Annotated in this window: 9 protein-coding genes and 1 pseudogene; 3 read left to right on the plus strand and 7 right to left on the minus strand. The window is 67.9% G+C overall.

Going from position 1 to position 12,014, the window contains the following annotated elements; all coding sequences use genetic code 11:
• Positions 1-194 precede the first annotated feature (194 nt).
• Together BEK98_RS25555 and BEK98_RS25560 are read right to left on the minus strand one after the other, a co-directional pair.
• Positions 195-1,241, minus strand: a complete 1,047-nt coding sequence (locus tag BEK98_RS25555) for a zinc-binding dehydrogenase (protein WP_094219008.1) — start codon at positions 1,239-1,241, stop codon at positions 195-197.
• A 140-nt stretch (positions 1,242-1,381) separates the two neighbouring features.
• Entirely contained in the window at positions 1,382-4,603 is a 3,222-nt protein-coding gene (locus BEK98_RS25560) for a bifunctional cytochrome P450/NADPH--P450 reductase (RefSeq protein WP_094219009.1), read from the minus strand.
• A 751-nt stretch (positions 4,604-5,354) separates the two neighbouring features.
• On the opposite strand from BEK98_RS25560, the gene BEK98_RS25565 reads away from it, so the two are divergent.
• Complete coding sequence (locus tag BEK98_RS25565; RefSeq protein WP_094219142.1) at positions 5,355-6,011, plus strand: TetR/AcrR family transcriptional regulator; 657 nt, start codon at positions 5,355-5,357, stop codon at positions 6,009-6,011.
• Positions 6,012-6,224: 213 nt separating this feature from the next.
• On the opposite strand, the gene BEK98_RS25570 is transcribed toward BEK98_RS25565, so the two are convergent.
• Positions 6,225-6,977, minus strand: a complete 753-nt coding sequence (locus tag BEK98_RS25570; RefSeq protein WP_244201973.1) for a TetR/AcrR family transcriptional regulator — start codon at positions 6,975-6,977, stop codon at positions 6,225-6,227.
• Positions 6,978-7,212: 235 nt separating this feature from the next.
• Between BEK98_RS25570 and BEK98_RS25575 the strand changes: the two genes are divergently transcribed.
• Positions 7,213-7,929, plus strand: a complete 717-nt coding sequence (locus tag BEK98_RS25575) for a Clp protease N-terminal domain-containing protein (protein WP_244201974.1) — start codon at positions 7,213-7,215, stop codon at positions 7,927-7,929.
• 112 nt (positions 7,930-8,041) lie between these two features.
• Here BEK98_RS25575 and BEK98_RS48630 read toward each other — a convergent pair whose 3' ends face one another.
• The 3 genes and pseudogenes from BEK98_RS48630 to BEK98_RS25590 all read right to left on the minus strand — a co-directional run.
• On the minus strand, positions 8,042-8,737 hold the full coding sequence (locus BEK98_RS48630; protein WP_143684157.1) for a hypothetical protein: 696 nt from the start codon (positions 8,735-8,737) through the stop codon (positions 8,042-8,044).
• 110 nt (positions 8,738-8,847) lie between these two features.
• Positions 8,848-9,270, minus strand: coding sequence for an SsgA family sporulation/cell division regulator (locus BEK98_RS25585; protein WP_167444259.1), 423 nt, complete (start codon positions 9,268-9,270; stop codon positions 8,848-8,850).
• Between the two features lie 327 nt (positions 9,271-9,597).
• A pseudogene (locus BEK98_RS25590) lies at positions 9,598-9,909 on the minus strand (GTP cyclohydrolase II); the annotation flags it as partial.
• 540 nt (positions 9,910-10,449) lie between these two features.
• Here BEK98_RS25590 and BEK98_RS25595 point away from each other — a divergent pair.
• Positions 10,450-10,974 carry a hypothetical protein gene (locus BEK98_RS25595; RefSeq protein ID WP_094219012.1) on the plus strand — a complete coding sequence of 175 codons (525 nt, stop codon included), beginning with the start codon at positions 10,450-10,452 and terminating at the stop codon, positions 10,972-10,974.
• Between the two features lie 358 nt (positions 10,975-11,332).
• Here the strand turns inward: BEK98_RS25595 and BEK98_RS25600 are convergent, their stop codons facing one another.
• The gene (locus tag BEK98_RS25600) at positions 11,333-11,950 is read right to left on the minus strand and encodes a malonic semialdehyde reductase (RefSeq protein ID WP_094219013.1); all 618 of its coding nucleotides are present in this window, start codon (positions 11,948-11,950) and stop codon (positions 11,333-11,335) included.
• Between the last annotated feature and the right edge of the window lie 64 nt (positions 11,951-12,014).

Genomic DNA, 12,014 nt, shown 5'->3' on the forward strand with positions numbered 1-12,014 from the left:
GCCGGCTTGTGCGCCAGGCCGGAAGCGTCCTCAAAGGTGCGACCGCACGGATCTCCGGGCGGCTCGGGCACCTGGTAGGCGAGGCAGGTGCGACAGCCGTGGGCGCCGGTGCTCCCTCAAGCACCGGCGCCCACTCACCCCTGCCCGAGGTGGTCTTGATGAACTTTGGTTCAACTACGGGTTCTGTTCAGGTGTCAGGGGACGAGGATGAGGCGGATCGGGTCGCCGATCTTGTTCTCCAGCCGGTTGACCGCGTCGGCGGCCTCGGCGAGCGGGATGTGGTCGGTGATGGAGGGGGCCAGGTCGAGACGGCCGACCTCGGCGAGCCGGACCAGCTCGGTGACGGACTCGGGGGTGCCGCCGTAGTGGCCGCGCACCTGCTTGCCCAGGTAGTTGAACGTCAGGCCCTCGCTGATGGTGAGCGGCCTGGGGCTGATACCGACCAGGATCAGGACTCCGTTCAGGCCGAGCACGGACGCGGCCTGCTCACGGACCGCCGGCACACCAGCGCAGTCGAAGGCGAAGTCCAGGCCCCGTCCGCCGGTGGCCGCGCGGACCTGGTCGGCGAAGTCGGGCGCGGCCGGGTCCAGGGCGAAATCCGCACCGAAGGCCAGGGCACGCTCGCGGGCGCCGGGCAGCGGGTCGACGGCGATGATCGGCGCGGCGCCGGCCAGGCGGGCCACGCGGACGTTGTGGGCGCCTACACCGCCCACACCCCAGATGCCGACGGACTGTGCGGGGCGCACCCCCGCCGTGGCGACGACGGCGGCGTAGGGGGTCGAGACCGCGTCGGGGATGATCGCTGCCTGGTCGAAGGGGAGATTGTCGGGGATGGGGATGAGGGTGTCCTCGCGGGCGAGGGTGTACTGGGCCCAGCCGCCGTCGTAGTCGATGCCTGCGGTGAGCATCTGGGTGCAGGGGCGGCGGCGCACGCAGCCGGCGCACCGGCCGCAGGTCTTGCCGGCCTCCAGGGTGACGCGGGTGCCGACGGACAGGCCGCGCTTGAGGTCGGGGCCGAGAGTGTGGATCACACCGGAGACCTCGTGGCCGACGGTGACCGTGTCGGAGGTGGCGAACAGCGGGACGAGGGATCCGTCGATCAGGTGGACGTCCGAGAGGCAGACACCCGCGGCCTTCACCTCGACAAGTACCTCGCCCGGGCCCGGGACGGGGACGGGGACCTCCTCCACGACGAACTTCTTGCTGTCCAGGTGGAAGCGTCCGGCGAGCATGGTGTCCATGAAGATCTGCTTTCTGTGAGTGGCACGTCGCGGCCGGCCGGGCCGACAGGTGCCGTGGGATACCTCGGAAGTGGGGGGTGGGGGTTGGTGGCCGGGAGGCGTGCAGGGCAGCGGTCCGCACGCCTCCCGGCGTCTGAGGGTCAGGCGAAGACGTCCTGCTGGTAGCGCTCGTCCGCTTCCAGTCGGGCCAGCCACTGCTGGGCGGCCGCGTCGTCGCTTCCGGTGTTCTGACGGTGGATGGCGGCGAGTGCCTCGCGGACGGCGGGTGCCATGCGGCGGCCGTCACCGCAGACGTAGATGTACGCGCCGTCCTGAATGGCCTGCCACACCGTGTCGGCGGCATTGGCGATCGCGTTCTGCACGAACCGGGCCGGGTGTCCGGTCACCGCGGAGAAGGCGGTGTGCACCTGGGCGATCCCGGAGAGCTCCCACATCTCCATCTCGCCCCGGTAGAAGTAGTCGTGCTCGGGGTGGCGGCAGCCGACGAAGACCTGGGACAGGCCGATCTTCGTGCCGTTCTCGTACTGCCAGGCCCGCTCCTCCAGGAAGCCTCGCAGCGGCGCGATGCCGGTACCGGGACCGATGAGGATCAGCGGCGTGGCCGGGTCGGCCGGCGGGGCGAACGTCGGGGACGGCACGCGGACGTAGCCGTAGAAGACGTCGCCGGGCTCAAGCTGTGCGATGTAGGAGGAGCAGGTGCCGCGGTACTGGCCGTCGCCGGACAGGGCCGGGCCTTCCAGCAGGCCGACGGTCAGCCGGACGTGGCGCGGGTTGGCCAGCGGGGAGGAGGAGATGGAGTAGAACCGCGGGCGGATCGGGCCCATCATCTCCAGGAACACAGCCAGCGGCAGCTCGACCGCCGGGAAGCGCTCCAGCAGGTTGAGCACGGAGACCCGCTTGCCCAGGATCTCCTTCTGGTAGCGCTCCTCGGCTTCGGCGGTGTCGGCCGTGTAGGCCTGCAGCTGCGGCCGGGTCCACGGGCACTGGGTGTGCTCGGCCAGCGTGTGTATCTGGGTGCGGGTGGCCACGTCCTGTAGTTCCAGGAACTCGGTGAACAGCAGACCTGCCGTCACGGGGGTGCCCACCGGGAGGTGCGTGCGGCCGCCGGCGGGCTGGTCCAGTCGCAGAACCTGGTCGCGGTCGACGCCCAGCCGCGCCAGCGCGCGGTCGACCAGCTGCGGCTCGTTCTTGGCGAAGACGGCCAGGTGGTTGCCGGTGTCGTAGGTGACACCGTCCGGCAGCTCGATGGTGATGGACTTCGCGGCCGGGCGCGGCGGCTCGATGCTGAAGTCCCACAGCCCGGTCGCGTCGTTGACCAGCTCCTCGTTGGCGACCACGGTGAGCGGGTACGCCTGCTCGGAGACGATGGCGGGGCGCACGTCGGCCTCGGTGAGCAACTGCACCTGGTAGCGCGGCCCGGTGGTGGCGGAGGTGTCGGCGGCGTACTCCTCGGCCAGGGTCGTCCACAGGGTGTCCATCCAGCGGGTGGCCATGCCGTCGAAGTCACCGGCGGCATCCGCGATGCCGCGCTCGACGATCGGGGTGGCGCCGGCGGCCAGCAGGCCTTCCTCGATCCGCTTGGGGAAGGCCTGGTAGGTGGCCACCCACTGGGTGTTGCCGGCGCCCAGCAGCGCGAACCGCACGTTGGACAGCGAGCCCTCCGGGAGTCCGGCGGCGAGCAGGTCGTCGAACTGCTGCGCGTTGTCCGGGGCCTTGCCGTTGTAGCTGGAGGCAACGACGACGACCAGGCCCTCGGTGGGCAGGTTGTCGCCCAGCTCGTCGAGGCCGACCAAGGTGGTGCCGAACCCGGAGCGTTCGCCACGGTCGGCGATCGTGCGCGCCAGGTCCTCGCAGGAGCCGAGGCTGGAGCCGTAGGCGACGGTCAGGTTGACCCCGACACCGCTGACCGCGGCCTGCGCCTGCGTGTCATCGGTCTGCAGGTCCGCGGCGCCGAAGACGGTGCGCTCGTGCTCCTGGCGGGTCCGTACGACCAGCTGGAAGTCGCCGGGCTTACGGGTCAGGGCCTCCCGCACGTCCATCTTGTAGTCGCTGGTGTCGGAGAACTTGAACTTCTGCAGCACCAGCGCGAGGGCCAGGCGGGCTTCGGTGAGCGCGAACTGGCGGCCGATACAGGCACGCACGCCGTTGCCGAACGGCTTGTAGGCGTGAGGGTGGTGGTTGACCCGGTTCTCCGGCAGCCACCGGTTGATGTCGAACTCCTCCGGCCGCTCCCACGCCTTGGGGTGGGTGTGCAGCGGGCCCTCGAGGATGTTGACCCTGGTTCCCTTCTTCAGCGGGTAGCGGCCGCCGATGACGGTGTCCTCCAGCGGGGCCTTGCCGATCAGCGGGATGGGAGCCCACAGGCGCAGGGTCTCCTCCAGGATCCGCGGGATCACATCCATCTGCATGATCGTGTCGTAGTCCGGGACCGTGTCGCCGGGCATCAGCCGGTCCACTTCGGCGTAGGCCTGGGCCAGGATGTGCGGGTTGCGCATCAGCGAGTACGTGGCGAACGACAGCAGACCGCTGGTGGTTTCGTGGCCGGCGATCAGGAACGTCACCACCTGGTCGCGGACGTTGTCGTCGGGCAGCGGCTTGCCGGTCTCCGGGTCGGTGGCGTCCAGCATCAGACCCAGCAGATCTTCCTCACCGCTGCCCTTGCCCTCGCGCCGCTCCTTGATCACGCTCTCGACCAGGTCCCGCATCAGCTGGATGTTCTGGCGGTACTTCTTCTCGTCCGCCTTGCGCAGCTTGGTCATCATCGGCAGCTCCTGCGAGCGCCGCAGCGACTCCACCAGCGCCGCCAGCAGCCCGTTGAGGAAGGGGTGCAGTTCCTCCTTGGCGAAGGAGTCGAACCGGTAGCCGAATCCCGACAGAGCGATGGTGTCCAGGGTGAGACGGGTGTAGTCGTCGGTGATGTTGACCGGCCGGCCCTCCTTGCCCTCCCACTTGCCCACCAGGTTCTGGGCGATCTCCAGCATCTGCCCGAAGTAGCCCTTCATCGCCCGCTGGCTGAAGGCCGGGAGGAGGATCCGGTGCGCCATGCCCCATTCCTCCTCGTGCTGGTGGGCCGTGAACAGGCCGGCTCCCGCGTAGTCCCGGACATGGGCCAGCGGCGTCTTCTCGACCTGCTTGAAGAACCGCGTCTCGTCGCAGACCTCGGCCACCAGGTCCGGGTCGGAGACGAAGACCTGCTCAATGCCCGCGATGTCCATGCCATAGATGCCCTCGGGGAACTGCTTGGACAGCTCGCCGAAGTACTCCACCGGGTTGGTGCTGGGGATCTGCGGTGTGTGGCCGAGGAGGGGGACCCCGCGCGGGGACCGGATGGGCCGCAGGTCGGTCTCGGGCTGTGTGGTCATGGCTGGCTCCTTCAAGGGGAAAGGCGGGCAAGGGCGCCATTCGGCATGGCGGGGCGCCGGTATGGCAGCGCCCCGGTTTCCATACGCTGTATGCCTTCAGTGGTACCATACGATGTATGGAAACTCAATCGGCAGGCCCGGGAGCGAGAAACAGGAGCGTTCGCCTCATGAGGGACGGCGTCGCTCACGCAACGGAATCGCATCAAGATCAAGCGCTTCCGGACACTCGCCCGATTACAGGAGGCGGGGGAAGGCCGGCCGTCGCCAGCCGGGCGGCTCGACCAGGCTCCCCCTGATGGATGCGACCGGTGGAGAACACCTACGATCCGCGACGTCGGCTGCGGCGACATCCCGGTGAGCGGCCAATCCCCCCTTCCCGCAAGCAGGCATCGCACAGGTCGGGGCCGCCCGCATGTGTGTTGGCGGCCGACGGCAGCACTGGAGAAGCAGGCGTCTCCACGCCTCTACGCCGCGCTCGATCGGTCCGGCATCAGTCCGCGAGAGCGGGCAAGGCAGGTTCGCAGGATCTCCTCGGCCGGGCATACCTGCGATCCACTGCCGCAGGCGAGTGCGCCGGGGAGTGGGCGCGGCCGACACGTCTCGCCTGGTTCTCGCCTGCAGGCGTCAGGCGACACAGCGCCATGACGGTGAACTGGGCCGCTACGAGCACCGCGAGCTCGGCTTCCCGCCGAGCCTTTTCCTGGTCAAGGCATGCTTTGTCGACGCCGCCGACGCTGGTACCATACGCTGTATGGCGACTGCGCGGAAGCCCCCTCGGGGCACGAGAAAGAGGGACGTACCGCTCACCAAGGACGGCATCTACGCCATGGCGTTGCAGCTCATCGACGCCGACGGGGTCGAGGCGCTCACCATGCGCAAACTCGCGACCGCGCTCGATGCAAACCCGATGTCGCTCTACCACCACGTACCGAACAAGGACGCCGTGCTGCGCGGCGTGGCCCACCGGGTCGGTTCGCAGTTCCGCGCGGGGGAACTGGAGGACGTCCCCTGGCAGGATCGGCTGCGTGAACTAGCCCGGGACTTCCGCGAACTGTCGCACCGTCACCCGAAACTGATGGGATATTCCTTCACGCGCCCCGACTACGTGCAGCCGGAGGACCCCTTCTGGCAGGCACTGATCGACATCCTGGCCGCCGCGAAACTACCCGAGGAGGAGATTCCGCGCGTCGCCGCGACCCTGGTCGGCGTGTTCACGGGTCTGCTGCTCGGCGAACTGAACGGGGCACTGCAGCGGTGGGCCACCCTGCCGCCGGCACCGTCGGGCCCCGACGGGGAAGATGCGCCCCCGCCCTCCAAGGACGTGATCGACACCATGTTCAACTCCGCGCTGGACGCAGCGGTCGCCGGAGTGGAGAACCATGTCGCACGAGTCCGCGAGGGGGCGTGACGGAAAAGGGCGGGGATCTGCGCACAGCGGCCCTGGTGGGGGCTGATCCGGCGGATCCGCCGGAGCCAGACGGGAAGGACATACGAACCGATTTCACGCCGCCCCAGACACCGTTGGCCAGTTCCGGCCCCCACTCCGCACCCACCGTCTCGGCGGAACGGTACAGCTTGAGGATGCTGTCCCTCATCAGCAGCACGTCTGGGCCTGTGGCCCTCACTGCTCTTTCGGGTCGACACCGGCCGCCATGTCCGAGAAGGGATTTTCCTGGGACTCCCCTTCGCAGCGTGCGGCCGGCGGGCGGAGTTGACGCGGGATGCGCGCGGAGGGGCGCCGGGAGTTCTGCGAGGGCTGGCCGTCTGGCCCACCGGCGTGATCGACTGCGAGCCGGCCTTCCATGCCGCTGATGATCGTGTCCAGCACCAGGCGGAACATTCGGTCCTCGCCAGAGTCCTCGTTCGTCTGCCCATCCTTGACGGAGGCGGGGGTGGTTGGCTGGAGGTTCGACCACCGGTGGAGCGCGCCGTTGAGCTCGGCGATCATCACGCCGCTGACGACGGCACACACGAGCGCGGCGAGCTGCGGGATCTCTGACTGCGGCACCCCTGCGGCGTCCAGTACGGCGGTGAGCTCGACCCAGAAGGGATCTTCGGGCTGGATGAAGTCCGGCTGACTGAACGAGTAGGCCATGAGGTTGGGATGCCGGTGTGCCAGCGTCCGGAAATCCGTGGCAAGCAGGCGCATGCGCTCCTGCCAGGGAGCGTCCTCCAGTGTCACGGTGCGGAACCGGGTGCCGACCATTCTCGCCACGCCACGCATCAACGCTTCCTTGTTCGGCACGTGGTGGTACAGCGACATTGGGTTCGCGTCCAGCACGGCGGCGAGTTTGCGCATCGTGAGCGCCTCGACCCCGTCGGCATCGATGAGCCGCAGGGCGGAGGTGCAGATCCCTGCCTCGGTCAGAGGCACATCCCTCTTCCGAGTGCCTCTAGGGGTACGCTTCGCTCTTTCCATACGGTGTACGATATCAAGCCGTACGGCGTACGGAAATGTGACGTACAAAGCAGAGCAGCGTTACGGCTGCCAACGTTGCGGGCGGGCGGGCCGGCTGACGGAGACGATCGACCACTCCCCCGTTCCAGCCCGAGGCGGTTCTTCATGCCTGGCCTGCCGAACATCTGAATTCTCGAGGGGTACTCGCCTCATGACTCTTCCGGACCTGGACGATCTCATTGCGGAAGTCGACCGCAGAGGCGACACCGCGCACCGCCCCGATGGACAAGAAAAGTCCGACTGGCTGGCCCTCCTCGCGATCGCCACCCAAGTCGCGGGGGAACTACAAGGGCTGGCAGACGCCCTGGTCGAGGAGTACGTCGAGCACTGCCGGAGGCACGGCTCCTCATGGACGGACATCGGCGCGACCCTGGGCGTGACCCGACAGGCGGCCCAGCAACGATTCCAGGTCCCGCACAAGCGCTACGGCCCCGAGACCATGACCGACGACCTCCAGCAGGCGATGGTCCACGTCAAGCATGCGGCGGTACAGCACCGCAACAACTACATCGGCACCGAGCATCTGCTCTGGGGACTGACCGCGCAGGACAACAGCGCCACCCGGCTCCTGCAGGCCGCCGGTGTCTCACCGGAGACGGTCCACCGGTCGGTCGGAACCCAGCTGATCCTGGGTACCTCCCAGGCAGCAGAGCGCATCGCATGGACGCCCTACTCACGCAAGGCCATCGCCATCGCAGAGGCCCGATCCGAGCACAACGAATCCGACCACATCGACTGTGACGACCTGCTCATCGGACTTGCTCAGGTCGGCCGCGGAGTGGCCGTCAACGTCCTGACCGAGGCCGGATTCGACCCGGCCGCCCTCGACTCCACGGCTGCGAAAACCCACTCATCACGGCGCGGGTGACCACAAACTATGGGGCGGGAGGACAACTGCTCCGGCTGGTCTCCGACCTCACGGTTGGCGACCGCTCGTACACCCCACGTCCGGACCGAGCTGCTCCGGATCGTGTTCACGCCTACACCTCCGTTCCGGCGTTGCCCTCGTCGTCCGAAGAGTGCCGCTGCGTGGTGTCGCCCTGGGCCGGGGTGTCCTTCTTCTGCTCGTCCAGCAGTTCCAGGAGGGCGGCGTCGGCCTTCCGCTGGTCCTCCTTCGTCAGTTCAAGAGGTGCGTTGCTGTAGACGGTGTACTGGTTGGGATCGATGATGTTGGCGGCCCTCAAGGTGAACGTCAGAACCGGGCGCCACCCCTTGCGGTGACCCAATCGCGCTCGAAGCTGGACCTTGTAATTACGGGGCTCCGCAACGAATCCTGAAAACGGCGCCTCGAACTCGATGAAGAGTTGTCGCGCCTCCCTGCCTGCCACGGCGAATCCGGCCGGCAACTTCAGCTCCTCGCCCGGCCCGGGTTCGAGACGAGACGGTGAGGACCTCCACAGGAGCGGCAGATGAGAGGCGGGCTCATCAGGAAAAGTGAGCATGAGATCCTGCACGACTATCGGCTTGGCCCCGGTGTTGTGCAGAACAAGCGGAAGCCGCAGGCAAGCTCGGGAGGGGTGGACAATCGCCGCAAAGGAATGCGGCTCCCACGACTCCAGGTGCCCCTGCCTGGCGTTGATCCACCAGAAGGAGGCGACCGTGAAGCACAACGCGCAGACCGAGACAATGGCGCCACCGGAAAAAACTGAGGACGCAATCTGATCAGCAGCTGCCATCAGTGGAAGCACAGATTCAGTGTGTCAGCACTGGTATGGGCACGCGAACAGGACTCGGTATCGAGGGGTCATGAGTGCCCTGGCCTCTCGATGCGTAGCCACCGAGCCCCTCACCCTCCAGCGAGGAAGTGCGCCAGCAGAGCGTCCAGGTCGACGTGCCGGAGCTCGGCGCCCCTGGGCACCACCGCCTCTGTTTCCTGCAGGAACGCCTTGATTTCCTGAGCCGGAGCTTTGAGCAAGGCCGTACCAGCCGGCGGACTGAGAAGGATGTACACGTCGCCGAGGTCATACTCCTCGGCGGGCCATACGCGTATGTCGCCCTCGCCGGCGGGACCCTTCAGGCCATCGTCCAGAAGATCTCGCCCGATGATCCAGTCCACCGTATCGTCGCTGCCGACAACGGTGAATGCAACGCGGAGCGCATAAGGATCACTGGGCTCATACCGCAGGCTCATGGTCATCGACAAGGACATCTCTTGCGATACGACAAGCTCCACAGATAGCCCCCGGATCACGGTCTTCAACGACTTCATCGGTCTTACTCCTGTGCCTCGAGGCATACGGGGAGGGCCTTCAGGGGGCATCTGCCGGAATCAAAGAGGCCGCTCGCCTCGTCACGGTCCCCGCCATGACGCCGGCCATGGCGGCCGTGCTCACGGATTTCTCCTCCGACTCAGAGAAATCCGGCGTAGGCCGTCCTCAAATAACGCCCCGGGGGTTCCATGCGCCGCATGGAACCCCCTCGCTCAGTGAACCATACGCCGTACGGAAAGTCGACGGCGGCGTTACCGACACAGGAGAAACACCTCTCCCTCGTGATCCCGGCGACGCGGCGGCGAGACCCGGGGACGTATGACGTGGTCGGCGATGCGTTCGACCGCCTCGCGCAGCTGGGGTCCGCAGTCGCAGCGGGCGGAGCCGAGGACGTCGCCGGTCAGGCACTCGGAGTGCGGGCGCACCAGCGGGGGCCGGCCGGCGGCGGGTTCGCCGAGGATGACAGCCACGTATTCCTGCCCGTCGGCGAGGTGGTGGAAGGTGGCGAGGTCGGCGGTCACCGTATAGCCGTCACCGAAGCGGAGCGGGACCGTCAAGCGGCTGCGCACCGCGGCTGCCGACAGGCCTGTCGGATTCCTGCTGTCGCTGGATGCGGTGGCGTTGCGTGAGTCGCGCATGCCGGGCCGCTTCTCCGGGGCGGCGGTTGCGGGCGCTGGTCGCGCTATGGGCCAAATCCGTCTCCGGGGGTGGGGGCCGGCCCCGTCTCCGCGCTCGCCACCACCAAGTCCTACCTCGGCGACAGCGGCACCACCGGTCCCGCACCCACGGCCCGCTCACCCCAGCCCCCCCGGAATTGCGCAGCAGAGTCTCGGTACGCCGCAAGCCGCGTCCTGGTCGATCAGCAGGCCGGCGCACCGCGACCGCGACCGCGACCGCGACCGCGACCGCGACCAGATCCGGTGGGCTGCACCTCGGCGCCGCAAACCCTGCGTTCGACATTTCCGGACATTCTCTGATATCACTGTACTTCCATACAGCGTATGGAACGTAGCGGAGTGCCGCCGCATCGGTGGCCTCCGTTTCGACTGATGGCCGCCGGCTGTGCCCTCACGAGGGGTGAACTCGCCGATGCGGCTTCGACATAGACGGGGCGCACCGCATCACCTGCATAAGCAATCCCTGGGATTGCGGATGACGCCCATACGAAGGAGATAACCATGAGGAAGCTCACGAAGCGCATTTCTCTCGCTGCCGCCTCCGCTGCGGTCGCGGGTGGCGCCGTTCTCGGCGCCGGGGGCACCGCCTCGGCCGCGGTTCCTGAGTCTGCGCACGTGCAGCGCCCGGCCGTAAGCGTCAAGGCGGACGACCACCGCGCGGAGCGCAGTGTCGCCTACCGACACAACTCCGAGGAGGACCACCGCCAGGACGGATACCGCGCCCGAGAGCACAGCACCCGCTTCAGCACCTCGGACCGGTACGACCGCCGCGGTCACTCCTACTCCTGGGATGACGAGGGCTGCAGCTGGAAGCACGACAGGAACCACCCCTACGACTGGGACCGGTCCGACCGCAACTCGAACCGGTACGACCGTGACTGGGACCGGTACAACCACGACTCGAACCGGTATGACCACGACTCGAACCGGTATGACCACGACTCGAACCGGTATGACCACGACTCCAACCGGTATGACCACGACTCCAACCGGTCCGACGATGACCGAGGCCGCGACAACCGGTGAGACAGGCGCCGTTGGCACGGGTGGGCTCAGACCGTGCACGTCGCCGTGACACCCGCTGACGGTAGGGAGGCGGCCGCCGATCTCGGGATCAGCGATTTTTGACCGCACCCGAGCGGCAGGCAGGAGGGGCTCAACGGCACCCTCCTGCCTGCATCTTTCACCACCCGCAAGTTCTGCCCTGGCCGTGTGGAAGCTCGGCCGTGTCGAGGAGAAGTGGACCGCCGGGCTGCGCCCCGCCGAGCAGCAGAGCGACTGACAGCTGGTCACAGCAAACTCGGTGAAAAATGGGCGCCGGTACTCAGAAGAGCACCGGCGCCCACGGCATGGCGCCTCTCACCTACCAGGCGGCGCATTGCCCTCAGGCATAGGCGACGGCGTCCTCGACGGGCACGCGGGGCAGCCGCGGGAACCACGGGTCGGCACCGGGGTGACCGATGTTGACCACCAGTTGCGAGCGCCAGCTGGTACCGGCGAAGAACTCCCCGTCCACGCCGGCCTTGTCGAAGCCCGCCATGGGACCGGCCGCGAGCCCCGCCGCGCGGACCGCGAGCAGGAAGACCCCGGTCTGCAGTGCCGAGTTGTAGGCCGCGATGCCCTCGCGCGCGTCGATCTGGTCGGCGAACGCCGCTCGCAGCATCTCGCCGCGAGCCGGGAAGACTGTCGGCATCTGCTCGTGGAAGTCGACGTCGTACGCCAGGATCGCGACGGCCGGCGCACTGAGCGTCTTGGCCCTGTTCCCCTCGTCGAGATGGCGGACGAGTCGCTCCTTGCCCTCGCGGGTGCGCACGAAGAGCACGCGCAGCGGCTGGCCGTTGGCGGCGCTCGGCGACCAGCGGGCGAGCTCCCAGATCATGGCGAGTTCGTCGTCGGAAACGGCCACCTCGGCGAAGGTGTTCGCGGTGCGGGCCTCGGTGAACAGCACCTTTCGTCCGGCGTCGTCGAGGACATCGAGGGCCTGCGGCTCGCGGTCGGTCATGCTCATCATTTCTCTCTTACTTCGGTTGTGTGTGGTGCCGGGGCGGGTTGACCGCCCCGGCACC

Source organism: Streptomyces diastatochromogenes (assembly GCF_002242805.1).
GTDB lineage: Bacteria > Actinomycetota > Actinomycetes > Streptomycetales > Streptomycetaceae > Streptomyces > Streptomyces diastatochromogenes.